Annotated in this window: 24 protein-coding genes; 9 read left to right on the top strand and 15 right to left on the bottom strand. The window is 66.4% G+C overall.

The features are described 5' to 3' along the window. Positions 1–11: 11 nt before the first annotated feature. From ACVOLJ_RS09885 to ACVOLJ_RS09875, 3 genes are all read right to left on the bottom strand, one after another. The gene (locus tag ACVOLJ_RS09885; protein ID WP_475280202.1) at positions 12–512 is read right to left on the bottom strand and encodes a CS1 type fimbrial major subunit; all 501 of its coding nucleotides are present in this window, start codon (positions 510–512) and stop codon (positions 12–14) included. Between the two features lie 273 nt (positions 513–785). Then, on the bottom strand, positions 786–1148 hold the full coding sequence (locus ACVOLJ_RS09880) for a NirD/YgiW/YdeI family stress tolerance protein (protein ID WP_475280203.1): 363 nt from the start codon (positions 1146–1148) through the stop codon (positions 786–788). A 109-nt stretch (positions 1149–1257) separates the two neighbouring features. Further along, a complete protein-coding gene (locus ACVOLJ_RS09875; protein WP_475280204.1) occupies positions 1258–2025 on the bottom strand; it encodes an alpha/beta fold hydrolase in 768 nt (255 codons plus the stop codon). A gap of 93 nt (positions 2026–2118) precedes the next feature. Here ACVOLJ_RS09875 and ACVOLJ_RS09870 point away from each other — a divergent pair, with 93 nt between their 5' ends. Next, positions 2119–2892, top strand: a complete 774-nt coding sequence (locus ACVOLJ_RS09870) for an AraC family transcriptional regulator (protein WP_481564047.1) — start codon at positions 2119–2121, stop codon at positions 2890–2892. Between the two features lie 153 nt (positions 2893–3045). Here ACVOLJ_RS09870 and ACVOLJ_RS09865 read toward each other — a convergent pair whose 3' ends face one another. The 4 genes from ACVOLJ_RS09865 to ACVOLJ_RS09850 form a co-directional block, all read right to left on the bottom strand. Then, complete coding sequence (locus tag ACVOLJ_RS09865; RefSeq protein WP_481564046.1) at positions 3046–4137, bottom strand: hypothetical protein; 1092 nt, start codon at positions 4135–4137, stop codon at positions 3046–3048. Positions 4138–4427: 290 nt separating this feature from the next. Next, positions 4428–5705, bottom strand: coding sequence for a citrate synthase (locus ACVOLJ_RS09860; protein WP_475280207.1), 1278 nt, complete (start codon positions 5703–5705; stop codon positions 4428–4430). Positions 5706–6001: 296 nt separating this feature from the next. Next, the gene (locus tag ACVOLJ_RS09855) at positions 6002–6244 is read right to left on the bottom strand and encodes a type B 50S ribosomal protein L31 (protein WP_475280208.1); all 243 of its coding nucleotides are present in this window, start codon (positions 6242–6244) and stop codon (positions 6002–6004) included. Positions 6245–6331: 87 nt separating this feature from the next. Then, entirely contained in the window at positions 6332–7270 is a 939-nt protein-coding gene (locus tag ACVOLJ_RS09850) for a nucleoside hydrolase (RefSeq protein WP_475280209.1), read from the bottom strand. A 709-nt stretch (positions 7271–7979) separates the two neighbouring features. Between ACVOLJ_RS09850 and ACVOLJ_RS09845 the strand changes: the two genes are divergently transcribed. After that, entirely contained in the window at positions 7980–8390 is a 411-nt protein-coding gene (locus tag ACVOLJ_RS09845) for a hypothetical protein (protein ID WP_475280210.1), read from the top strand. A 65-nt stretch (positions 8391–8455) separates the two neighbouring features. On the opposite strand, the gene recG is transcribed toward ACVOLJ_RS09845, so the two are convergent. The 6 genes from recG to ACVOLJ_RS09815 all read right to left on the bottom strand — a co-directional run bounded on the left by recG (position 8456) and on the right by ACVOLJ_RS09815 (position 15313). After that, complete coding sequence (recG, locus tag ACVOLJ_RS09840) at positions 8456–10567, bottom strand: ATP-dependent DNA helicase RecG (protein WP_481564045.1); 2112 nt, start codon at positions 10565–10567, stop codon at positions 8456–8458. A gap of 6 nt (positions 10568–10573) precedes the next feature. Further along, positions 10574–10960, bottom strand: coding sequence for a RidA family protein (locus tag ACVOLJ_RS09835; protein WP_046987316.1), 387 nt, complete (start codon positions 10958–10960; stop codon positions 10574–10576). A gap of 151 nt (positions 10961–11111) precedes the next feature. Beyond that, on the bottom strand, positions 11112–13274 hold the full coding sequence (locus ACVOLJ_RS09830; protein ID WP_475280212.1) for a RelA/SpoT family protein: 2163 nt from the start codon (positions 13272–13274) through the stop codon (positions 11112–11114). Positions 13275–13380: 106 nt separating this feature from the next. Continuing rightward, positions 13381–13680, bottom strand: a complete 300-nt coding sequence (gene rpoZ / locus ACVOLJ_RS09825) for a DNA-directed RNA polymerase subunit omega (RefSeq protein WP_005410877.1) — start codon at positions 13678–13680, stop codon at positions 13381–13383. A gap of 110 nt (positions 13681–13790) precedes the next feature. Continuing rightward, positions 13791–14456 carry a guanylate kinase gene (gmk, locus tag ACVOLJ_RS09820; protein ID WP_475280213.1) on the bottom strand — a complete coding sequence of 222 codons (666 nt, stop codon included), beginning with the start codon at positions 14454–14456 and terminating at the stop codon, positions 13791–13793. Continuing rightward, complete coding sequence (locus ACVOLJ_RS09815) at positions 14453–15313, bottom strand: YicC/YloC family endoribonuclease (protein WP_481564044.1); 861 nt, start codon at positions 15311–15313, stop codon at positions 14453–14455. Before ACVOLJ_RS09815 ends, gmk begins: the two co-directional genes overlap by 4 nt. A 123-nt stretch (positions 15314–15436) precedes the next feature. On the opposite strand from ACVOLJ_RS09815, the gene rph reads away from it, so the two are divergent. From rph to pepQ, 7 genes are all read left to right on the top strand, one after another. Then, positions 15437–16162 carry a ribonuclease PH gene (gene rph, locus ACVOLJ_RS09810; protein ID WP_475280215.1) on the top strand — a complete coding sequence of 242 codons (726 nt, stop codon included), beginning with the start codon at positions 15437–15439 and terminating at the stop codon, positions 16160–16162. Next, on the top strand, positions 16159–16548 hold the full coding sequence (locus tag ACVOLJ_RS09805) for a VOC family protein (protein ID WP_475280216.1): 390 nt from the start codon (positions 16159–16161) through the stop codon (positions 16546–16548). The genes rph and ACVOLJ_RS09805 overlap by 4 nt, the downstream gene beginning before the upstream one ends. Next, a complete protein-coding gene (gene rdgB, locus ACVOLJ_RS09800; RefSeq protein WP_475280217.1) occupies positions 16545–17141 on the top strand; it encodes an RdgB/HAM1 family non-canonical purine NTP pyrophosphatase in 597 nt (198 codons plus the stop codon). Before ACVOLJ_RS09805 ends, rdgB begins: the two co-directional genes overlap by 4 nt. A gap of 57 nt (positions 17142–17198) precedes the next feature. Then, positions 17199–18425, top strand: a complete 1227-nt coding sequence (gene hemW, locus ACVOLJ_RS09795; protein WP_481564063.1) for a radical SAM family heme chaperone HemW — start codon at positions 17199–17201, stop codon at positions 18423–18425. A 122-nt stretch (positions 18426–18547) separates the two neighbouring features. Beyond that, positions 18548–20821 carry a DUF1631 family protein gene (locus tag ACVOLJ_RS09790; protein ID WP_481564043.1) on the top strand — a complete coding sequence of 758 codons (2274 nt, stop codon included), beginning with the start codon at positions 18548–18550 and terminating at the stop codon, positions 20819–20821. After that, on the top strand, positions 20818–21192 hold the full coding sequence (locus tag ACVOLJ_RS09785; RefSeq protein ID WP_481564042.1) for a PilZ domain-containing protein: 375 nt from the start codon (positions 20818–20820) through the stop codon (positions 21190–21192). The genes ACVOLJ_RS09790 and ACVOLJ_RS09785 overlap by 4 nt, the downstream gene beginning before the upstream one ends. Before the next feature lie 75 nt (positions 21193–21267). Continuing rightward, positions 21268–22599 (top strand): Xaa-Pro dipeptidase, encoded by a 1332-nt coding sequence (gene pepQ, locus ACVOLJ_RS09780; RefSeq protein ID WP_475280220.1) that lies wholly within the window; start codon positions 21268–21270, stop codon positions 22597–22599. Between the two features lie 564 nt (positions 22600–23163). Here pepQ and ACVOLJ_RS09775 read toward each other — a convergent pair. Further along, on the bottom strand, positions 23164–24486 hold the full coding sequence (locus tag ACVOLJ_RS09775; protein ID WP_475280249.1) for an aminopeptidase P N-terminal domain-containing protein: 1323 nt from the start codon (positions 24484–24486) through the stop codon (positions 23164–23166). A gap of 5 nt (positions 24487–24491) precedes the next feature. Continuing rightward, on the bottom strand, positions 24492–25040 hold the full coding sequence (locus tag ACVOLJ_RS09770) for a UPF0149 family protein (RefSeq protein WP_475280221.1): 549 nt from the start codon (positions 25038–25040) through the stop codon (positions 24492–24494). Positions 25041–25094 lie beyond the last annotated feature (54 nt).

The raw sequence follows: 25094 nt of genomic DNA, 5'->3' as shown, positions 1-25094 counted from the left end.
ACCGCGTTGAATCAGGGCTTCTGGTTCAGCACGATGTTGACGACGCCCGAATAGCGACCCTGGGTGGTCAGCGGCGCCGGAGCGGTCTGCGCGATCACCAGCGGCATCGAGACCGAGGCGCCCGGGGTCGAGCCGGCACCGGTGAACAGATCGGCCGCAGCGTACTCAATCGGGGTCAGGCCCAGCGCGCGACCGTTGAGGCTGACCCTCATCGGCACGGTGACCGTGCCGTCGCCGTTGGCCAGCACGAATGCACCACCGATCTTGGCTTCGATATCGACGGTGTCATCGTTGGAGTGGATGCGTACGTGCTGGGTATTCGGGATCAGCCCACGCAGCGGATCGTGGGTCAGGGTGACGGCGTCCGGCAGTGCGCTGCCGTCATCACGCAGCAGGGCCAGGGTCGGGTCAACGTCGGCGTAGACGGTGATCTTGGTTTCCACGGCGTGCGCGGACAGCGAAGCCGTAGCCAGCGCTGCAGCGAGCGCGGCCTTCTTGAAAATGGCGTGCATGGTTGTCTCTCTCGGACAAGGGGGATGTGAGAGCTCCCCTCTCTCAAGGAGAAAAGAGAGGGGAGCGTCGCCCGCAGAGGTGACTGCGGGCGACGGAGAGAATGTTAGAAATCCCTTGTCCTGCGGGCCATTCAAGAATTCCTAAACCCTGGATCGTTAAGGCGAATTCTTGATGACGCTCAATGTTCTGAGTTTATGCAAATTACCTCATTCGCACTTTGCAACAACCCTCATTGCGCTTTGCACCAAACCTGTCGGTGTCGGAGATTTCCTTCAACCCGCAGGTACCACGGTTACATGATCAACATCGATGTCGGTCGGCTTGAAGCGATGCGTATCCACCTTGCCGCGCAGCTCCACCACGGTATCGGCACCGATGGCCTGCGGCGGCAGGTCCTCGTCATCGATCTCCACCTCGATCTGGCCGCTGGCATCGCGGAACTGGTAGCGCTCGTCACCGATCTTGGCCACGAGCGTGCCTTGCAGCACCACCGGGTGATCATCGCGTTGTGCGCGCGCGTCGGCAACGGTGCTGGCGGCGGTGCCCGCACCGGGGCCGGTGTACTGCGCCTGTGCATCCAGGCTGAGCAGGGCGAGTGGCGTCGCGATGAGGGCGATAGCAAGCAGTCGGTTCATGGTGTTCTCCATGGCTGAGTAAGTGCCCTCAGGTTCTATCGCCCCGCATGTGATGCCTATGCAACAGATCCGAAAAGATGTGAAAACGTCATTCAGTGTCAGAAACCGTTCATGCGAGGTGCGCCTCGTCTTCCAGGAACGATTCCATGGCAGCCACCAAGGCCAGCGGCGTCTCATTCATCGGGTAGTGCCCGGCATCTGCCAGAACCTCCAGCGTGGCCTGGCGGTAGCGGCGCAGATAGGTGCGCTCCATCAGTGATCGGTTGAACGTAGGATCGCGCCCACCTATCAGTACTTTCAGACGATGCGTGCCAACAATTTCGTTGCTGAAATCCGTATCTGCCCATGCGCGGAGATAGGCGGCAAACGCGCTGGGCGTGGAGTGCTCCATTGAATACCGGGCCTTCCAGTCCAACCAGGCTGCAGGCAGGCGCCCGCCGGTGCTGCGATCGATGATGGCCCGCCGGTCGGCAAGGCTGTTGGCAGCGCTCTCCAGCCCTCGCCGGGTGGCGGTGTCATAGGCGATACCGCCGCAGGGAACGGGCGCGATGGCCAGCATGGATTGCACACGCCGCGGCGCCAGCACGGCAATGCGCTCGACCGCCATGCCGCCCATTGAATGCCCCACCACGCTGAAGGTATCGATCCCCAGCGCATCGGCCAGCGCCAACGCGTCATGCGCCACCTCGTCGATGCTGTACTGGCCTGCCGCGTCCCGCATGCCCCCGTAACCGCGGCAGTCCATGAAGATGTAACTGAAGCGATCACGTGACAGCCACGGTTCGATGGGTTCGAACGCATGCGCGTCGCCGAACCAGCCGTGCAGGACCAGAACGGAGTGAGGCCCCTGCCCCACGCGATGAAAGGTGTTGGCCATGAAAAACTGCTGCTGTCAGGAGGAGTGCTGATGCTAGGCAGCGCAGGCCCTGCCCACCGTCGATGCGGGGTCAACCGCTATAGAATCCGGGCCATGCGCAATTCGCTGCTCGATCCCTACGAAGACCTGCCGCGCGATGTGGTGGTCACCTCGAATGACTACGCCGCGGGGTCCACCTTTCCCTGTCATGCGCATCGACGCGGGCAGTTCGCATTCGCCGCGCGCGGCACCATCAGCGTGACGACACCGCAGGGACGCTGGCTGGTACCGCCTCAACGCGCCTGCTGGGTACCGGCCGGGCTGGCCCACGAGATGACGATGCGCGGGCCGGTGACGATGCTCAACGCATTTCTTTCTGCCGAGGTGGCCGCCGCCGTGGCACTGCCAATGCACTGCCGCGTCCATGCGGTTTCCCCCTTGCTGCGGCAGCTGCTGGAGGGCGCGGTGGACCTGCCTGCGCTGTACGACGAGGTGGGGCGTGCGGGCAAGCTGATGCAGCTGCTGGTGGCGGAAATCGCGGCGATGCCGGTACTTTCACTGCATGCGCCTTTGCCGACCGATGCACGCCTCGCGCGCGTCTGCCGGGAGCTGATGGATGCACCCTCGCTGGCCATCGGGCTTGATGAGGTGGCTGCGGATGCGGGCATGAGCCGGCGCACGTTCACGCGATTGTTCCGCACCGATACCGGCGTGAGTTTCGCTGAGTGGCGGCAGCAGGCCTGCCTGCTGGCTGCCATCGAGCGATTGGGCCAGGGACAGGCGGTAACCCGCGTGGCATTGGACCTGGGCTATGCCAGCCCAAGTGCGTTCTCTGCGGCATTCCGGCGCGAACTGGGGTGTGCTCCGAGCCAGTACCCGGAGACGTGATGGCATCAGGCCGCCTCACGGCGGCCTGATGGACCTCACTGTACGGCACGATCTCAGAAGAAGATCGCGTACAGGATCAGCAGCGGAATCGGCACGCCCAACAGCCAGAGCAGAATCATTTTCATGGCAGGTCTCCTTGCATGGATTGCGGGGTTACAGGTCGCGGCGACGGCCGCCCCAGGTAGCGCTGAGGCTGGCGAAGAACGCGCCGATCAGCAGGGTGATGAACAGCCAGAGGGCGGCATACGCCGTCGCCTTGCGGGCATCGTCGGCAGCCTGCTTGGCGGTGTTCTTGGCCTTTTCCAGCGCAGCACGCATGCGGGTCTGCACGTCGGTCACACGGGCCTGCGCTTCGGCCTGGCTCATGCCCGTCTCGCGCGCGATCAGCTGCGACAGGTACTGGGTGTCGGCCGGGTCCAGACCATCACCTTGCAGGCTGTTGATGATGATGCGGTTCACTTCGGCACGGACATCGCGACGATCACCCATTGGGCCGTTACCCGGCACCGGGCGCGGCGGCGGCGGGGCCATGCGGGCGTCACGCGGGCCTGCGCTGGCGGCCGGCGGCGGGGTGGCAGGATCCATCGGCGCGGCGCCCGGTGCTGCGTCAGCGGTGCCCGGCAGCGGCGGCGCACCCGTCGTTGCCGGGCCTGCAGGGTTGGCGTTGCGGAACAGGGAGTCCACCCAGTAGTTGAGGTCGCCTTCCTTAACGCCAGCAGCCGCAGTGCCGACACCGGCAGCAGCAACACCTGCGGTGGAGACAGCAGCGCCTGCGGTTGCACCAGCCACCTTTGCGCCGGCGCCCAGCACGCCACCGATGGCCGAGGTCAGCAGACCGGCAGTGAGCAGCGTGGCCACGGCCCACGACACGAAGCCGTGCGCGGTATCGCGAAAGTAGGTTTCATCACCGTGGATCTGCGTCCACCTGGTGCGCAGGCGGCCGGCCAGATAGCCACCGAGGCCGGAAGCGGCCAGTGCGGTGAAGGTGAGCCACGCAACGCTGGTCCAACCGAAGGTTTCCTTGGACACCCCTTCAAAGGACCAAGGCGAAACTGAAGAGAGGCCGAGGCCAACGCCCAGGATCAGCAGGATCAGCGACAGTGCGGCGCCCGCAACGGCGCCGGCGAAAATGGCGCCCCATGACACCGCGCTTTCGCTGGGCGGTGGCACGATGGGAGTGGCCACCACGGTGGAGATGTCGGGACCGAGTGGATCTCGCTCGGGCAGGTCAAAACGGGTACTCATGGGGTGGACGCTCCGTATCTGTGCTGCGGCTGCAGCTGGCGTCCTGAGGCTGCGCGAGCGCCTGTGAAGCTGGTGAGACCCTTGAATCACGCGGTCTTGGCGCGGTGAAGAGCGTGCCAACCAAGGTTGGCACCTACCAAAAAGCGGGAACGCGGTAGATCCATGCCACGCGTGGATGATTTTTTCCGAGTGTCGAAAGCGTGCCAGCCAAGGTTGGCAGCTACCGGAGCCAAAACAAAAAAAACGCCCCGCGGATGCGGGGCGTCTTCAGCACAACCTACGCGTGGCGATCAGCCCTGGTAGTCGCGCACGTCGCTGCCGGTGTAGACCTGGCGCGGACGGCCGATCTTCATTTCCGGGTCGACCTGCTGTTCCAGCCAATGCGACACCCAGCCGGAGGTACGGCCCAGGGCGAACATCACGGTGAACATCTCGGTCGGGATCTGCAGCGCCTTGTAGATGATGCCGCTGTAGAAATCGACGTTCGGGTACAGCTTGCGCGCAACGAAGTACTCGTCCTGCAGCGCGGCCTGCTCCAGCTTCACGGCCACGTCCAGCAGCGGATCCTGCACGCCCAGCTGCTTGAGCACCTTGCCGGTCATCTCACCGATGACCTTGGCGCGCGGGTCGAAGTTCTTGTACACGCGATGGCCGAAGCCCATCAGGCGGAAGCCGGAGGTCTTGTCCTTGGCCTTGAGCACGGCGGACTCGACGTTGTCGGCGCTGCCGATCTCTTCCAGCATCTTCAGCACGGCTTCGTTGGCACCGCCGTGGGCCGGACCCCACAGCGCGGTGACGCCAGCGGCGACCGACGCGTACGGGTTGGCACCGGTCGAACCGACCAGACGCACGGTCGAGGTCGAGGCGTTCTGCTCGTGGTCGGCATGCAGGATGAACAGCAGGTCCAGTGCCTTGACCACGTCCTGGTTCAGTTCGTACTGGCCATCGGCGGACTCGAAGGTCTGCTTCAGGAAGCGGCTGACGTAATCCAGCGAGGTATCCGGCTTGTTGGCCGGCAGGCCCTTGCCGTGGCGGTAGATCAGCGCCGACAGGGTCGGCACCTTGGCGATCAGGCGCACGGCGGCCTGGCGGCGCTGCTCGGCGTCGGACAGGTCCAGCGAGGCGTGGTAGATGCCCGACAGCTGCGCGATGGCGGCGGTCAGGATGGCCATCGGATGGGCATCCTTGGCGAAGCTGCCGATCAGCGTGTTGATCGAATCATCGACGTTGGCTTCAGCAGCCAGCTCGTCGGTGAAGGCCTTCAGCTGCTCGGCGCTCGGGCGCTCGCCGTTGATCAGCAGGTAGGCCACTTCGACGTAGCTCGACTTCTCCGACAACTGTTCGATCGGGTAGCCGCGGTACAGCAGCACGCCCTTGTCGCCGTCGATGTAGGTGATGGCGGACTTGCAGCTGGCCGTCGCGGTGAAACCGGAATCGTAGGTGAAATACCCCGTTTCCTTGGTCAGCTTCGCGATGTCGACGCAGTCGTTGCCAAGGGTGGGTTTGATGACGGGCAGAACGACCGACGTATCGCCGGCGTTGAGCGTGACCTGATCAAGATCGGACACTGTGTGCGCTCCTTCATGGGAAGGCGCCTGCCCAAGCGCATTGGTCAGGCACGTGAATGACGTCCTCGGCCTGTGCCGGGGATCAGGTCATTATCGCACAGCAGCATTTGCCCGGCGCTAGACAGAAGTCGTAGACGACAGGCAGCCGGAATCCTGCCAGCGAGCGGCCCTGATCGGCAAAACGGGGGATACAGAGACGCTGTGTTCCGTCCATCCAAACACCCGTTGGGTGCGCGACGGACAAAAACAAACGGCCGCGCAGAGCGCGGCCGTCGGTTCGAACCGGGTACGACGTATCAGCGCGCGTAGCGCTTCTGGAACTTGTCGATACGGCCCGAGGTGTCGATGACCTTGTGCTTGCCCGTGTAGAACGGATGCGAAGCAGAGGAAATTTCAACCTTGACCAGCGGGTATTCGTTGCCGTCTTCCCACTTGGTGGTTTCCTTCGCGCTCATGGTCGAGCGGGTCAGGATCTTGAAATCGGAGGTGACGTCATGGAAGACGACGTCGCGGTAGTTCGGATGGATATCGGCCTTCATGGGCTCACACCGTAAATGGGCTGGTGGTCAAGAGCGGCATTATAAACACCGGTTGCCGCCCGGGGCAACCGGTTGCTGCCACTAAAATCAGATCGCGCCCAGGGCCTGCCGTACCAGTGCCTCGAAACGGGCCTGATCGTAGGCCATCAGCAGGTCGCAGTTGTCCGGCTGGCCGGTCTGGCGGTTCCAATCGACGATGGTGGCTCCGCGGCTGAACGTTCCGTTCAGTTCCACATTCAGCGGTCGCGACTCGACCTGCAGCTGACCTTCCGGGTTCAGCGCCCAGGCCATGGCCAGCGCATCGGCGGTGTACCAGCGCCCGCCCTTGCTGTCTTCGGACAGGCCACGGGTCTTGCGCGAGATCAGCTCATAGAAGCGTGCGCGGTCGGAATCGGCGCCCAGCCACTGCTCGGCTTCGGCCAGCGGCAGGCCATGGGCCACGGTGGCTTCCCAGTCCGACACCAGCAGGTGCTTGAACGCGGTGAACACCACGTGCGCGGCTTCCGGATCGAAGGCGATGTTGAATTCGGCTGCCGGGGTGATGTTGCCGTGGCAGGTCACCGCCCCGCCCATCACCACGATGCGCTTGATGCGCTGCGGCAGGGTCGGGTCCAGCTTCAGCGCCAGCGCCAGGTTGGTCAGCGGGCCGAGCATGACCAGCATCAGTTCGCCGGCATGCTGGTGCGACAGGCGCAGGATCGCCAGCGCGGCATGTTCGGCCTCGGCCTGGCGGCTGGGCGGCGGCAGATCGACATCGCCATAGCCATCGCGGCCATGCACGTGGGCAGCATCGACAGACGGGTGCAGCAGCGGGTCGGGGCTGCCGGCAAACACCGGCACGTCGGCACGGCCGACGATGTCGCAGAGCTTCAGGGCGTTGCGGACGGTGTAGTCCAGACCGACATTGCCGGCGGCGATGGTCAGGGCGACCACGTCATGCCGTTCATCGGCGAAGGCCATCAGCAGGGCCAGTGCGTCGTCGACACCGGGGTCGGTATCGATCAACAGCGGGATCTTGTGGGTCATCGTTGCCGTCTTCAGATCGGCAACGAAGTGTGGACCGGGATGATGACCGTTGCAAGTACGCGGGTTCGGGGTCGGCAGGGCTGCGCCCTGCACCCGCAGAGGCCGGAGCAACGGCAACGGCAACGGCAGAAGCTGGCATTCCGTGGGATGGCGGGGTGGGTCCGGTTGCGGGGGACGCCGTGAATACGTCCATGTAGGCTCGGTCGCGCCATCCATGGCGCTCACGCCCCCGCAACCGGATCCACCCCGCCTTCGACAGTTGCCCACTGCTCTTGGTGGGTGTCGACCTTGATCGACACGGTAGATCCACGCCATGCGTGGATGGACGTCGGCGGGATCGCGAAAGATGACGCAATCGGCGTGCCGGGCGGGGCCGTGCTGCAATTGCAGCGTTTTCGAGCTTTCCAACTTTTCTCATTGAGGCGCACGGTCTTTCGTGGAAAACATGGGAGGCCATCGACAACGGATGGCGCGGGCTTCCAATCCCGTTTGACTGCCTTGTTGTTTACGCTTGCCTGCCGGCGTTGCGCGCGTGTTCCTGCGTGGCGTCCGGCAGGCAATCCGTCCGCGCGTTCTATGGCGGGCGGTGCGTGGGGGCTTCGCGCCCGCCGGCGTTCTTGAGGCAGTCACCGGTATTGGAACCACTCACCGTCCGCCACCCTCGCCTTCGCGTGGGTGGCCTCCTGCCTTGCGCACAAGGACCGCCGACATGACCGCATCCCGTTATCCCTTCCTGTTCGCCACTCTGGGCGATGCTGCGGCCAGCATCCCCGATGAGCTGGCGCAGGCGCTGGAAACCACGCTGTCCGCCCCCGGGGCCACCCAGACGGACAATGGCTTCACCCTGCTGGGCTGCCTCAAGCGCATCCGCCACGGCGAAGGCGCCGATGGTCAGCAGTGGCCGAGCCGGTGGCACACCCCGGGGCAACGCGTGGCGCTGGCCCGTATCGACCGCGCCAATGCAGGATTGAGCCTGCTGCTGGAAATGCTGCACGCCACTGAGCGCGTGCGCGTGGACGGCGAAGAAGCGCAACACGTTGGCGATGACATACGCGAAGGGTTGCTGCTGGCATGCCGGGGTTTGGCCGAATACATGGGTACGCAGTTGCCGGCAGCGTAGGGAATGCAGGGGTCGGATCCCTCGGCCGCAGGGCAAGGGCTCTGACCCCGGCCGGCTCCCGATCCTTACGCCGAGGCGTAACGCACGGCGGTACCGATCCAACGCTGCACCACGCGGTCGGCCAGTGCCGGTTGCTGCGCCAGCAGGCGCTCGGCCAGCGCATGCACGCCCGGCAACAGGCCGGCATCGCGGGCCAGATCGGCAATGCGGAAGCCGGCCAGGCCGGTCTGCCGGGTACCCAACAGTTCGCCGGGACCGCGCAGTTCCAGATCCTTCTCGGCAATGACGAAACCGTCGTTGGTTTCGCGCATGGTCTGCAGGCGCTCACGTGCCATCTGCGAAAGCGGCGCCTGATACAACAGCACGCAGCGCGATACCGCCGAGCCACGACCGACGCGGCCGCGCAGCTGGTGCAGCTGCGCCAGGCCGAGGCGCTCGGCGTTCTCGATCACCATCAGCGATGCATTGGGCACATCCACGCCCACTTCAATCACGGTGGTTGCTACCAGCAGATCGATCTCGCCGGCCTTGAATGCCACCATCGTCGCCAGCTTTTCCGCAGCCTTCAGCCGGCCATGCACCAGACCCACGCGCACGCCCGGCAGCAACGCCTGCAGTGATTCGTAAGTGGCCTGTGCCGGGGTGGCATCCAGCTCTTCGCTTTCTTCAATAAGCGTGCACACCCAGTAGACCTGTCGCCCTTCCTGGCAGGCCAGGGCGATGCGTTCGATCAGTTCCGGGCGGCGATCATTGTTCAACGCCACCGTCTGCACCGGCGTGCGGCCCGGTGGCAGTTCATCGATGGCCGATACATCCAGGTCTGCGTATTCGGACATCGCCAGCGTGCGCGGAATGGGCGTTGCGGTCATCACCAACTGGTGCGGCACGCTGTTGTTGCCTGCGCCCTTGTCGCGCAGCGCCAACCGCTGGTGCACGCCGAAGCGGTGCTGCTCGTCGACAATCGCCAGCGCCAGATCCTGGAACACCACCGCCTCCTGCATCAGCGCGTGGGTACCGACCACCACCTGCGCTTCGCCATTGGCGACCTGCTCGATCACCCTGGTGCGGGCCTTGCCGGTAACCTTGCCGGCCAGCCACGCGATGCGCACGCCCAGCGGTTCCAGCCAGCCGCGCAGGTTGTTGAGATGCTGCTCGGCCAGCAGTTCGGTGGGCGCAGCCAGGGCGACCTGCTTGCCTTGTTCCACCGCCAGCATTGCCGCCAATGCGGCCACCACGGTCTTGCCCGAGCCGACATCACCCTGCACCAGCCGCAGCATCGGGCTGGGCCGCGCAAGGTCATCGCGGATCTGCTTGAACACGCGCGCCTGTGCACCGGTCAATGCGAAGGGCAGTTGCTTCAACAGCGCCTTGGCCAGTTTGCCGGGGCCGGCCAGTGGCGGCGCATGGTGCGCCTGCAGTGCAATTCGCTGGCGGCGCAGGCTGAGGTGATGGGCCAGCAGCTCTTCCATCGCCAACCGGCGCTGCGCCGGGTGGGTGCCGGCGGCCAGGGCGGCCAGATCGGCATCCGGGGGCGGCTGGTGCACGGTCAGCAGCGCGCTGCGCAGCGACGGCAGGCCGAGGCCATCAAGCCATCCTGTGGGCAGTAGTTCCAGCGTGCTTTCCTCGGGCAGGCGATCAAGCGCCTGGCCGATCAGCTTGCGCATCGTCATCGGGCCGACGCCCTCGACGGTGGGATAGACCGGGTCGAGGCGATCACCGAGCTCGGGATCATCGTTGCGGCCCAGCACCTGGTAACTGGGATGAACGATCTCCAACCCGAGATGACCGGGCTTGGGCGTGCCGAAGCAGCGCAGCCGGTTGCCCACCGCGAACTGGCCGACCTGCTGCTGGCGGAAGTGGAAGAAGCGCAGCACCAGGGTGCCCTGCCCTTCGTCTTCCACCGCCACCTTCAGCATCGGCCGGTAACGCATGCCGCGTTCGACCGCCACGACCCGCACTTCCACCTGCGCCGGCACGCCGTTGCGCAGGTCTTCGATGCGGGTCAGCCGGGTGCGGTCTTCATAGCGCAGCGGCAGGTGAAGCCAGAGATCCTGCAGGGTGGCCAGGCCACGCGCCTGCAGTTTGGCGGCCACGGCAGGGCCCACGCCGGCGAGCATCGCAAGCGATGCTTCACCGGACGGTGACAGTGCCGGAGTGACCGCCGCCTTGCGTGCCACGCTGGGTCAGTCGATGACCATCACAGCGTCGACCTCGAAGTTGGCGCCCTTGGGCAGGCCGGAGACTTCGATGGTGGAACGGGCCGGGAACGGGGCCTGGAAGTAGTCCTGCATGACGGCGTTGACCTTGGCGAACTCAGCCAGGTCGGTCAGGTACAGGCCCAGGCGCACGACCTTGTCCAGCGAACCACCGGCAGCTTCGGCAACCGCCTTGAGGTTGTCGAACGCACGACGGGCCTGGGCTTCGACGTCACCGGCGCCGACGATGTCGCCGGTGGCCGGGTCCAGCGGAATCTGGCCGGAGAAATACACGGTGTTGCCGGCGCGCACGGCCTGCGAGTACGGGCCGATGGCGGCAGGAGCCTTTTCGGTATTGATGATCTGGCGGGACATGGGTCGCTCCGGTGCTTTGGGGGAAAACAGAGCACTGATTGTAGCAACCCGGTAGCGCCGGGCCATGCCCGGCGACGTTTGATTCATGCCGCGCTGTGCGCTCGCCGGGCATGGCCCGGCGCTACCGGGAGCATCCACGCGTGGCGTGGACCTACTGCCGGCGCACGGCCTGCACGACGGAGAGGCGACGCAGGCGGCGCATCACTTCGGCCAGGTGGTTGCGGTCGCGCACCTGGATGTTGAACGCCAGCACGGCGGCGTTGAAGTCGCGGTCCAGGTAGTCCACGCGCTCGATGTTGGAATGGCTCTGGGCGATCGCGGCGGCCAGCTGCGCCAGCACGCCGGTGCCGTTCTCCACTTCCACCACCAGCGAAGTGTCGTAATCGCCGGACACCGTGGTGTCCCAGCCGATCAACACCCAGCGCTCGGGCGACTTGCGCAGTTCGGCCAGGTTCGGGCAATCCATGCGGTGCACCACGATGCCCTTGCCAGCGGTGTGGTAACCCATGATGTCGTCGCCGGGAATCGGCTGGCAGCACCCGGCGAAGGTGACCACGCCACGCTCGCTGCCATTGATCAGGATTTTTTCCTGCGAGCTGTGGCGCGAGTGCGCACCGCCGCGCAGTTCGGCATAGGCCATCAGTGCCTGCGCGGCCTGGGTCGGCATCCAGTTGCCCAGCGCGACTTCGGCCAGCAGGGCCTCCAGGCGCGGGAACCGGTGCTCGGCCAGGAAGGCATCCAGGCGCCCCTTCGGCAGGCGCTCAAGCGAGGAATCCATCGCTTCCAGCGCGCGGTCCAGCATGCGGTGGCCCAGCTGCACGGCGTCTTCGTGTTCCAGTTGCTTGAGCTGGTGGCGGATGGCGGTACGTGCCTTGCTGGTGACCACAAATTCCAGCCACTGCGGCTTGGGCGTGGCCGAACGCGCGGTGATGATTTCCACCGACTGCCCCGATACCAGCTTGGTCCGCAGCGGCACCAGTTTCTTGTCCACGCGCGAGGCCACCGCCATGTTGCCGACATCGGTATGCACGGCATAGGCGAAATCGAGCGCGGTGGAATTGCGCGGCAGGGCCAGGATCTTGCCCTTCGGGGTGAACAGGTAGACCTCGTCCGGGAACAGGTCGACCTTGACGTTGTCGAGGAATTCCAGCGACGAACCGGCGGCACGCTGCGAATCGATCAGCTCGACGATCCACGCATGCGCGCGGCTCTGCGCGCTGTTGGGCGAATCGCCACCGAACTTGTAGGTCCAGTGCGCCGCCACGCCGCGCTCGGCGATCAGGTCCATTTCCTCAGTGCGGATCTGCACTTCGATGGGCGAACCATACGGCCCGAACAGCACCGTGTGCAGCGACTGGTAACCGTTGGCCTTGGGGATCGCGATGAAATCGCGGAAGCGCCCATCCAGGGGCTTGAACGCGGCATGCACCGCGCCCAGCGAGTGATAGCACTGCGGCACGCCGCGCACGACCAGGCGGAAGCCGAACACATCCATCACCTGGTCGAAGGTTTTGTTCTCGTCGCGCATCTTGTTGTAGATGCTCCACGGCGTCTTGATGCGGCTGACCAGGCGGTGCTCGATGCCCTCCTTGGCCAAGCGCTGCGACAGCTGCACTTCCACCTGTGCCAGCGCCTCGCGGCGCACCACCGGCTGGCTGCGGATGTGCTTTTCCAGGATCGCGTGGCGCCACGGGTAAAGCGCCTTGAACCCCAGGTTCTGCAGTTCGCTCTTGACCAGGCTCATGCCCAGGCGCTGGGCGATGGGCGCGTAGATCTCCAGCGTCTCGCGGGCGATGCGGCCGCGTGCTTCGCGGCTCTGCGCGCCCAGCGTGCGCATGTTGTGCAGGCGGTCGGCCAGCTTGATCATGATCACGCGCAGGTCGCGCGACATCGCCAGCAGCATCTTGCGGAAGCTCTCGGCGGCCGCTTCCTGGCGGTCGCGGAACTTCAGCTTGTCCAGCTTGGTGACCCCGTCCACCAGCTCGGCCACCGCTTCACCGAACTCGGCCGACAGGGCCTCACGGGTCAGCGGCGTGTCTTCGATCGTGTCGTGAAGGATCGCGGCGATCAGCGCCTCCACATCCAGACCCAGCTCGGCCAGCACCTGCGCCACCGCCACCGGATGGGTGATGTAGGGCTCGCCCGACTTGCGCGTCTGCCCGGCGTGCGCGGACGCACCGACTTCCCACGCACGGCGCAGCAGCGGCAGCTGCTCGGGCGGCAGGTAGTGGGCGGCGCGTTCGAGCTGGAGGACGTAATCGGGTACGGCGGCAGCGGGGACTGCGGCGACCTTGGCAGTGGGGCCTGGGTTCATGGCCAAAGCCTATGCCAGCGCGACGTTTACAGCAAACCCTGAATGCGAAACAGCCCGCACGGGGCGGGCTGTTCGGCGTATCCAGCAATGACGGTGATCGTTGCGATCAATCGTCGTTCTTGGACATGTCTTCGTCGGCAACCACTTCGGCGGCAGCCCACTCCAGCGCTTCGCGCTCGGCACGCTCACGCTCGGCCTTCTCGACTTCGTCGATCAGCGCGTTGTCGATCTTGCGGGCAGCGATCTCGCGCAGTGCCAGCACGGTCGGCTTGTCCTCGGTCTCGCTGTTGTCCAGCGTGGCCTGCACGCCGTTGGCGAGCTGGCGGGCACGCTTGGATGCCATCATCACCAGTTCGAAACGGTTGTTAACGACTTCCAGGCAATCTTCTACGGTAATGCGGGCCATACGGGCTCCCGGCGACCGTTCGGCCGCTCAGTCGAATGAGGGAAAGGGGACGGAGTGTACTGGCAGGGGCTGGACAAAATCAAGCCAACCCCTACCGGACTCTTTATGAATCAATCAGTTGAGCCTGCATCCGGGGTCAACAACGCCTGGATCAGGCCGGCATGACGGACCTTCTGCGACTCGCGGCGCAGGCGGCTGGCGGTGAAAATGGCACACAGCTCGTCCACCGCGGTCTCGAACACTTCGTTGACGATGACGTAATCGAAGTCGTTGAAGTGCAGCATTTCCTCGCGGGCCGCGCCCAGGCGCTGGGCGATCACCGCCTCGCTGTCCTGGCCACGCTTGCGCATGCGGTCCTGCAGGGCCTGCTTCGATGGCGGCAGGATGAACACCGTCACCGTCCCGGGCACCAGCTGGCGCACCTGCTGCGCGCCCTGCCAGTCGATCTCCAGCAGCACGTCCTGGCCGGCCGCCAGCTGCGGCTCGACCGACTGCCGGGCAGTGCCCTTCCAGTCGCCGTGCACCCAGGCATGCTCGAAGAAGTCGCCAGCGGCGATCATCCGCTCGAACTCATCGGCGCTGACGAAATGGTAGTGCTCGCCGTTGACCTCACCCGGACGGGTCGCACGCGAGGTGAACGAGATCGACAGCGCAATCTGCGGGTCGCGCGCCAGGGTGGCGTTGACGATGCTGCTTTTGCCGGCGCCGGACGGCGCGGCCACGATGTACAGGGTGCCGCGCGCGGGCTTGCCTGCCGGAGAGGAAGGAATGCTCATTCGATGTTCTGCACCTGTTCGCGGATCTGGTCGATCAGCACCTTCAGTTCGACCGCGGCATTGGACGTACGGCTGTCCACCGACTTCGAGCCCAGGGTATTGGCCTCGCGATTGAACTCCTGCAGCAGGAAGTCCAGCCGGCGACCGACCGGCTCACGCTGCTTCAGCACGCGGCGGATCTCGACGATGTGGCTGGACAGGCGATCCAGTTCCTCGTCGACATCCAGCTTCTGCAGCCACAGCACCAGTTCCTGCTCGGCACGGCCCGGGTCGACCGGGTGCGGCAGGTCGGCCAGGCGTGCCGCCAGCTTGGCGCGCTGACCGTCGCGAATGGCCGGGATCAGCGTGCGCACTTCACCGGCAATACGCTCGATGGCGTCCACGCGCTCGGCAATGGCGGTCGACAGCTTGTCGCCTTCACGCTCACGGGCCGCAACGAAGCCGTCCAGCACCTGCTCCAGCAAGGCCAGCGCCTCGGCCTGCAGGGCCGTGGCATCGGCAACCTCGCCCTGGGTCACGCCCGGCAGTTGCAGCAGGTCGGTGAAGCTGACCTGCAGGTTGGGGAAATCGGAGGTCATGCGATGTGCCAGCTGGCCCAGCTGGCCCAGCAGCACCTCGTTGACCTGCAGGCTGGCGGCGCTTTCCGGCGCGCGCAGGCGCACCACCAGATCCAGCTTGCCGCGGCTCAGGCGTGCGGAAATCCGCTCGCGCAGCTGCGGTTCCAGTGCGCGCAGTTCCTCGGGCAGGCGGGTGCCCACTTCCAGGAAGCGGTGGTTGACCGAGCGCAGCTCGCAGCCCAGCGTGCCCCAGGTCGTGGAGCGCTCGCCGCCGGCATAGGCCGTCATGCTTCGAATCATGGATGTATCCGGTGCTTGCAAAGGGGGAATGGTACCCTAGCGGTCTCATTTGAGCCCCGTTCCCCGCCCCGTCAAGGCCGCGGGGATGGCGGCGTACTCCCCTTGCCTTACGGAACCTGCCCCATGTCCGATTTCCGCCCCAGTGGCCGCCAGCCCGATCAGCTGCGCCCGGTTGTCATCCAGCGCGGTTTCACCCGCCACGCCGAAGGTTCGGTGCTGGTCTGCTTCGGTGAAACGCGCGTGCTGTGCACGGCCAGCATCGAGAACCGCGTGCCGGGCTTCCTGCGTGGCAAGGGCGAAGGCTGGGTCACCGCCGAGTACGGCATGCTGCCGCGCGCCACCCACACCCGCAGCGACCGTGAAGCGGCGCGTGGCAAGCAGGGTGGCCGCACGCTGGAGATCCAGCGCCTGATCGGCCGCAGCCTGCGTGCCTGTGTCGACCGCAATGCACTGGGCGAACGCACCATCACCCTGGACTGCGACGTGCTGCAGGCCGACGGCGGCACCCGTACCGCCGCGATCACCGGCGCCTATGTGGCCCTGGTGGACGCGGTGAACGTGCTGATGAAGCGCGGCGACCTCAAGCGCAACCCGATCCTGGGCGCGGTGGCGGCGGTGTCGGTCGGCGTGTACCGCGGCACCCCGGTGCTGGACCTGGACTACGCCGAGGACAGCGACTGCGACACCGACATGAACGTGGTGATGAACGACGGCGGCGGCTTCATCGAGCTGCAGGGTACCGCTGAAGGCCATGCCTTCCGCCGCGATGAGCTGGACGCGCTGCTGGGCCTGGCCGAGAAGGGCGTGGGCGAGCTGCTGGCCGCGCAGCAGGCGGCGCTGTCGGCATGAACCGGCGCATTGCCCTGACCACCCTGGTGGTGGCCGACTACGACGAAGCCATCGCCTGGTACACGGGCAAGCTCGGCTTCCAGCTGCTGGATGACATCGACCAGGGCAGCAAGCGCTGGGTGGTGGTCGGCCCGACCGACGGCAGTGCCGCCGCCCTGCTGCTGGCACGTGCCAGCAACGACGAGCAGCGCGGCCGCATCGGCAACCAGACCGGCGGCCGCGTCGGCTTCTTCCTCAACACCGACGATTTCCGCCGCGACCATGCCGCGATGCTGGCCGCCGGCGTGGAATTCCTGGAAGAACCGCGCGAAGAAGCCTATGCAACGGTTGCGGTGTTCCGCGACCTGTACGGCAACACCTGGGACCTGCTGGAGCCGCGCGCATGAAGAAGCTGGTACTGGCCAGCCACAACGCTGGCAAGCTGGTGGAAATGCAGGAGATCCTCGCCGATCTGCCGCTGCAGATCACCTCCGCTGCCGAACTGGGTCTGGGTGATGTGGAAGAGACCGGGCTGACCTTCGTCGAAAACGCGCTGCTGAAGGCGCGCGCGGCCTGCGAGGCGACCGGCCTGCCGGCACTGGCGGATGATTCGGGCCTGATTGTCGATGTCCTGGGCGGCGCACCGGGCCTGTACAGCGCGCGCTATGCCGGCCACCCGAGCAATGCCGCGGCCAACAACGCCAAGTTGCTGGAGGCGATGGCCGACGTACCCGATGGCCAGCGCAGTGCCCGCTTCTATGCGGTGATCGTGCTGCTGCGCCACGCCACCGACCCGCAGCCGCTGATCTGCGAAGGCCGTTGGGAAGGACAGATCATCCGCGAGCTGCGCGGCAGCAACGGTTTCGGCTACAACCCGGTGTTCCTGGATACCACCCACGGCCTGACCGCTGCGGAAATGGAGCCTGCACTGAAGAACGCCATCAGCCACCGCGCCCTCGCCCTGCAGCAGCTCAAGCAGCGGCTGGCCAGCTGGCTCTGACGCCCTCCTGATTTTCCCAGGGAAGCCGGCCAACGGCCGGCACTACCGATGAACGCCATGCCGCACGCCCACGACCACTGCAACCACCTGCCCGGCGAAGCCTGTTCGGGCGACCATGCCCATGCCAGCGAGGTGCGCCTGGTGCCACCGCCGCTGGCGCTGTACGTGCACCTGCCGTGGTGCGTGCGCAAATGCCCGTACTGCGATTTCAACTCGCACCAGGCCAAGGGCGAGCTGCCCTTCGATGCCTACATCGACGCGCTGGTGCGCGATCTGGACCAGGACCTACCGCTGGTCTGGGGCCGGGTGGTCAGCAGCGTGTTCTTCGGCGGCGGCACGCCCAGCCTGTTCCCGCCCGAAGCCATCGACCGCTTCCTGCAGCAGGCCAGCGCACGCCTGCGCTTGGCGCCCAACGCCGAGATTACCCTGGAAACCAACCCGGGTACCGCCGAACATGGCCGCTTCGACCGCTATCGCGCGGCCGGTGTGAACCGCCTCAGCTTCGGCATCCAGAGTTTCGACGACGCGATGCTCAAGCGCCTGGGTCGCATCCACGACAGTGGCGAAGCCGAGCGCGCGGTGAAGATGGCGCAGGACGCCGGCTATGACAACTTCAACATCGACCTGATGTATGCGCTGCCGGAGCAGACCCTGGCCGGCGCCGAAGCCGACCTGGAACGCGCCTTCGCGCTGCAGCCGACCCACATCTCGCACTACCAGCTGACGCTGGAGCCGAATACCGTGTTCTTCGCGCGGCCGCCGCAGGGCATTCCCGATGAAGACAATGCGTGGGACATGCAGGAGCACTGCCAGGCGCTGCTTGCGCAGGCCGGCTATGGCCAGTACGAGGTCAGCGCCTACGCCCGCCCCGGCCGCCAGAGCGCGCACAACCTGAACTACTGGCGCTTCGGCGATTACCTGGGTATCGGCGCCGGCGCACATGGCAAGATCAGCTCAGGTGCCGAGGAACACGTGCTGCGGCGCTGGAAGCACAAGCACCCGCAGACGTTCATGGATACCGCCGGCACGCCCGCCTCGTTCGGGGGCGATGAAGTGATCGCCGCCGACCGGCTGCCGTTCGAGTACATGCTGAACCTGCTGCGCCTGCATGAGGGCTTTGGCCTGCGCGACTTCGAATCGCGCACCGGGCTGCCGCGCAGTGTGCTGGACGCACCGCTGGCGGAAGCCGTGCAGCGCGGTTGGCTGGTGATTGCCGCTGACCACGTGCAACCCACCGAACTGGGCCGGCGCTTCACCAACGATGTGGTGAGCCTGTTCCTGTAGGGGCACGCCGGACATGGCCCGGCGAGCGCAGCGGCCAGCAGACATCGCGCTAAAGTAGCGCCTTCACCGGCCGACACGGTAGATTCCAAGATCGATCCGCGGGAATCCGGACCCCCTCGCCGATGTCTGCAGTCTTTTCCCTTTCCAGCGCCGACACTGCCCGCCTGGCCGCAGCCGATCTGCCGCCACGCGTTCGCGAGCTGCTGGCTGCACTGATCGGCCTGTGCCGTTACACGCTGACGGCACCGCTGGTCCTGACCGTGGAGGCGCTGGAGCAGACCCTGCTGCACGACGCCGACCACGCCCGGAACCCGCAGCAGCAGGCCGACCTGCTGGCGCAGCGTGGCCAGCTGCACGCGTTCTCCAACCATTTCTGCGATCGCGTGCTCGACGCCCTCGCCGACGCGCTGGCGCGGCTGTGCGAGCCGGTCACGGCGGCGGCGCTCGCTGCCTCGCCACCACCGCTGCCCGGCATGCTGGGCCTGACCCTGGTTGCCGAACACGAGGTGGACCGCGACCTGCTGCTCACCGAGATGGTGCGCCGGGAGACGCTGCGCTCGGCCAATGCCTTGAACCTGCTCGGCCAGCGCCTGGGCGTTGTGGCCGGCGCGCCCGCCTTCGAGACCGACACCCTGCCGCTGGCCCCGCAGGCCCTGTGCGCGATGGTGCGCAAGGTGGCCGAACAGGATGCCCTCGGCGCCGAAGTGCAGATGGCTTTGTTCCGGAGTTTCGAACGGCAGGTGCTGGAACGGCTGGGCGATGTGCTCGACCGTGCCAATGCGCTGCTGGCCCAGCACGGCATCCTGCCGGGCCTGGTCTACACCCCCTACCTGGCACGTTCGTCGAGCACGCGGCGGATCGTCACCCAATCGGTGGGCAGTGGCCGCAGCGGACGTCCCTCCCCGCGCCTGCCCACGCCGATGACCGGCTGGAGCAGCCCGGCAACCGGCGCGTGGGCCTCGCTGATGCAGGATGCGCTTGCCGACGCGGCGGCACCCGGCGAAGCGGCCGGGCGCACCGTCCCCGCCGCCAGCGTGCTGCACGAAATGCTGCAACAGGCGCGGCAGGCGTCAGCGCCTGCCGCCGAGCCGGTGGCCCTGCCCAGTGCGGCGGTGGATGCGGTACTGGCACGCCTGCAGGGCCAGGCCAGCGGCGCCAGTGCCATGACCGACCTGCAGGCTGCGTTGACTGCCCAACTGCGCAGCGAACATGGCGCGCAGGCCGGTCTTGGCAGCCATGACCGCGACAACCTTGATCTGCTGCGCCTGCTGCTGCAGCAGGTACAGCAGCGGCAACGCCCGGACCCTGTCCCGGCCGCCCTGCTCGCACGCCTGCAGGTGCCGCTGGCGCGCGCGGCGATGGCCGACCCCGGCTTCTTCGTGCGCGACGAACATCCGGCGCGTGAACTGCTCAACCATGTGGCGGAAGCGGGCGCCAGCTGGCTCGGCGACGAGGATGTGGACCCGCAGTTGATGCAGCGGCTGGCGCAGAGCGTGCAGGGCCTGCTGGGCCAGGATGCGCGTTCGCCCGAGGCCTTTACCGCTGCCAACGAAGAGATCCAGCAGCATCAGCGCGCCGCCGCACATCGCGCCGAACTGGCCGAGCGCCGCCACGTGGAGGCCGCACGCGGCAAGGAGCGGCTGGAACTGGCAAGGCGCCAGGCCAACGCACAGATCGACCACTGCTGCGACACAGCCGAGCCTCCGCGCTTCGTACAGACGCTGCTGCGGCAGGCATGGGCAGATGCCCTGACCCTGACCCGACTGCGCCATGGTGAGGATTCACCGCAATGGCAGGAGCGCCTGCAGCAGACCGAGCGCATCGCAGCCATCACCGCCGAGGCCGCCAGCGAGGACAGCATCACCGACGCCCCGCTTGCCGCCGATGTCGAATCGGCCTTGCTGCAGGTGGGCTACCACGCCGAAGAAGCCGCTGCCGTGGCGCGCCGCCTGTCCACCCCGGGTGGCGAAGACGAAAGCACCTCCCGCACCGAACTCAGTGCGCGGCTGAAGGCACATGCCCGCCTGGGCGGACATGCCGGTGCCCAGGCCCGTGCGGAGGATTCCACGCCGCGCAGCGATGCTGAGCAAGCCAGCTACCAGCAGCTGTGCGCACTGCCGTTCGGCAGCTGGTTCGACATCGATGAGGGTGAGGACAGGCTTCGCCGCCAACGCCTGTCCTGGTACAGCCCGCTGACCGGGCATGTGCTGTTCGTCAACGCGCGCGGGCAGAAGATCAATGAAACCACGCTGGATGCCCTGGCCCGGCAGATGAGCGCAGGCCGCGCGCAACTTGTCACCGAAGACAAGGGGCGCCTGGTCGATCGCGCCTGGCAGGCGAGCCTGGGCGCACTGCGCGCCCTCGCCGGACATCGGCCGCAGGAGCCCGACGCATGAGTACACCCCCACCGTTGGATACCCGCCGCGCACCGCGCCGCCAGGTGTCCGACCTGGTGCCGGTCACCGACCAGATGCGCGACTGCGTGGTCGGCCGCCTTGGCAACGTATCCGAGACCGGCATGCTGATGCTGGCCAGCACGGCCCTGCGCGACGACGCGCTGTATCAGTTGCGCTTCCCGCTGCCGCTGGGCGATGGCCGCAGCGAGCCGATCGACGTCGGCGTGCACCTGCTGTGGAGCGAGCCGGCACATGCGCCCGGCCAGAGCTGGGCCGGTTTCCGTTTTCTGACACTGTCACGCGAGCATCGGCAACTGCTGCGCCAATGGATCGGCGAGGACAACGACGAGGCACCGGTTTCGACGGACTGAGTGCCGGTTCCGGCACAGCGGTTTTGTCCCGTATGCGGCAGAATCTAGGGCCGTTTTCCGTGTCGAGCCACCGCAATGATCCAGCAAGACCCCGGCGCCCTGTATCCCGACCACCTGGCCGTGCTGTGCCGACGCGCCGAACAGGCGCTGGCGCGCGGCGGCTTCGACCATCTGGTGGTGCCCAGTGGCACCCTGCACTACCAGGTGTTCGACGACCGCGACTATCCCTATGCGGTGAACCCGCAGTTCAAGGCCTGGCTGCCGCTGACCCGCGTGCCCAACAGCTGGATCGTGTTCACCCCGGGCAAGCGCCCGACCGTGATTTTCCACCAGCCGTTCGACTACTGGCACGTGGTGCCCGATGCGCCCAGCGGCTGGTGGGTGGAGCACTTCGACATCCACATCATCCGCACCCCGGACGAAGCGCTGGCACTGCTGCCGGCCGCCCCGGCGCGCTGCGCGATCCTCGGCGAACCGCAGAGTGCGCTGGGCGCCTACGTGCCGAACAACCCGGCGCCGGTGGTGAACTACCTGGAATGGCACCGCGCCTACAAGACGCCGTACGAGGTCGCACTGATGCGGCAGGCGCAGGTACTGGGCGTGCGCGGTCATCGCGCGGCCGAAGCTGCATTCCGCAACGGCGCCGATGAGTTCAGCATCCACATGGCGTACTGCCAGGCGGTGGGCCAGGACGCAACCGAGCTGCCGTACGGCAACATCGTGGCGTTGAACGAACATGCGGCCGTGCTGCATTACACCGAACTGGGCCGCCAGGCACCGCAGCCCCTGCGCAGCTTCCTGATCGACGCCGGTGCCAGCGCGCATGGCTACGCCAGCGACATCACGCGCACCTACGCAGCCAAGGGCCACGACGAGTTCGCAGCGATGATCGAGGCGGTCGACGCCGCGCAGCAGCAGATGTGCGCTGCGGTGCGCCCGGGCTTTGACTACAAGCAGCTGCACGTGGATGCGCACCTGTCGCTGATGGGCGTGCTGAAGGACTTCGGCGTGATCAACGTGTCGGCACAGACCGCGCTGGAAACCGGCGTCAGCGCCGCATTCTTCCCGCACGGCATCGGCCATCTGATCGGCCTGCAGGTACACGACGTGGCCGGTTTCGCCGCCAGCGATGAAGGCGGCCGCGTCGAACGTCCGGCCGGCCATCCGTACCTGCGCCTGACCCGCGTGCTGGAGCCGGGCATGGTGGTGACGATCGAGCCGGGCCTGTACTTCATCGACATGCTGTTGAATGAAGTGAAGGCTGCCGGCCATGGCGCTGCCATCAACTGGGACCGCGTGGACTTCTTCCGCCCGTACGGTGGCATCCGCATCGAAGACGAAGTGCTGTGCACCGACGGGGAAGCGGACAACCTGACGCGCCCGGTGTTTGCGGCGGCCAACGGCTGAGCCCCTCGTGGTTGGATGCATCTGAAGCAGAAGCCGTGTCTGGCCGGGCGGGGTGGGTTTGCAGGACACGCCGTAAACCCGTCCATGGGGGCTCGATGGCGCCATCCATGGCGCCAACGGTCCTGCAAACCCCCCCCGCCCGGCCTCTGACAGTTTTCTGCGCGCGTCCAACCACGGAAAGAAAAAAGAAAAACAAAAGCGGGTCGCTCGCTGCGCTTGCTCTGTGTCGACCAAGGTCGACACCTACCGACAGCCGCGCGTCCCAACAACCGCAGTTGCCAGTAGATCCACGCCATGCGTGGATGATTCATTCGATATCTGACAGATGTGCCGACCAACGGTCGGCACCCACCAACAGCCGCGTGAACCTGTCGAAGGCGGGGCACTGTGGGTTTGCGGGGTGTAAGCCGCATGGATGCGGCGACCAAGCCTACAAGGACGTACTTGCGGCGTCCCCGCAAACCCACAGTGCCCCGCCATCCCACGGATAGCCCGCTGTTGCTGTTGCTGTTGCTCCAGCAGTTGTCTCTGCGGGTGCAGGGCTGCAAGCCCTGCCGATACCCCTCACTCCGCCATCAACGCTTCGATCTCGTCGGCGCTGCGCGCCAACCCCTCGGTCAGCACGCGATGACCCGCTTCGGTGATCAGCACGTCATCCTCGGTGCGGATGCCGATGCCGCGCCAGCGCGGCTCCACCGTCGTATCGTCCACGCCGATGTACAGGCCCGGCTCGATGGTGAAGGCCATGCCCGGCTCCAGCAGGCGTGAATCGCCAGCCAGACGGTAGTCACCCACATCGTGCACATCCAGGCCGATCCAGTGACCGGTCTTGTGCCGGTAGAAGCGCTGGTACAGCCCTTCCGACAGATTCTTTTCCAGCGTGCCCTTCAGCAGGCCCAGCCGCAGCAGGCCCTCGGTCAACGTCTGTACCGCAGCCAGATGCCCGGCCTCGTACGGCACCCCGGGCTTGGCCTGGGCCAGCGCTGCGGCCTGCGCCGCCCCCACCAGGTCATGCAGCGCGCGTTGTTCGGCACTGAAGCGTCCGTTCACCGGGAACGTGCGGGTGATGTCGCTGGCGTAGTTGCGGTATTCCGCGCCCGCGTCGATCAGTACCAGTTCGCCATCACGCGAGCGCGCGTTGTTGTCGCGGTAGTGCAGGATGCAGCCGTTGCGGCCGGCGCCGACGATACTGCAGTACGCCGGCACCGCATCGTTGGCGCGGAACACGCGTTCCAGCTCGGCCTGCAGCTCGTACTCGTGGATACCGGCCCTGGCCGCATGCATGGCCGCGCGATGCGCCTGCACGCTGATTTCGGCCGCGCGCTGCATCAGTGCCACTTCAGCGCCGGATTTGAACAACCGCTGCTCATGCAGCAGGTGGCCCAGTTCCAGGAACTCGTGCGGCGGTTGCGCACCGTGCCGCACCTGCGACCGCACGCGGTTGACCCAGCCGATCAGCTTCAGGTCGAAATCGGCATCGCGGCCGAAGTGGTAGTACACCCGCGAACGCCCTTCCAGCAGGCCCGGCAGGATGTCGTCCAGATCATCGATCGGGTACGCATCGTCCATCCCGTACTGCGCCACCGCGCCTTCCTGGCCGGCACGTCCGCCATCCCATGCTTCGCGATCGGCGTCGCGCTCGCGGCAGAACAGGATCGCCTCGCCGTGACGGCGGCCGGGGATCAGCACCAGCACCGCCTCCGGTTCCGGGAAGCCGCTCAGGTACTGGAAGTCCGAATCCTGCCGGAAGGGATAATGGGTATCGAGGCTGCGCACCTTTTCCGACGCGGCCGGCAGGACCAGGATCGCGTCCTCGCCAGCCATGTCCATCAACTGCCGGCGACGACGCTTGTACTCGCCGGCGGCAATGCCGGTGCGCTGCTTGATATCCATCAGTTCAAGCGCTGCCGATGGCGTGCGGCCAGTACCACGTCGCCATGCAGCAGCAGCACCGCCACGCGGATGAACTCTTCGATCTCCGACAGGGCTTCGTCGTCGTCATCGCCGCCGGCCTCGAAATCCTCACTGGAGGCACGGGCCAGGCTGGCCAGGTCGTTCAGTGCTTCCTCGCCCTCTTCGGACAGGGCCGGACGGTTACCGCCACTGCCCAGGCCGAAGCCGCCGAGGAAGGCGCGGGTCCAGCTGAACATGGCATCGGCCTGTGCGGCCACGTCGGCGCTGTCGGTCAGCAGCAGTTCGAAGGCGAAGTCGCGGTCTTCCAGCTGCTTGATGGTCGCCTGCAGCAACTCTGCCAATGCACTGTCGGGCGCGACCATCGCCAGATTGTCATCGGCCAGCACGCGCGCCGGCCAGTCGTTGCCAGGGGCACCGCCAGCGGCCAGCCAACCGCACAGGCCGCCATGCAGCTCGGCGGCAGTGGCGCCCAGGCCCAGTTCCTGGCTGGCGCGGGAAACGTCGTCGACGGAGGGAAGTTCGGTCATCGTGCGGCTCGTTCGGAAGGGAAACTGCTGGACGCGCATGCGCGCGCCCGTGAG

The sequence above is a fragment of the Stenotrophomonas sp. STEN046 genome, assembly GCF_056759755.1.
This window is presented reverse-complemented; position numbering and strand designations above follow the sequence as displayed.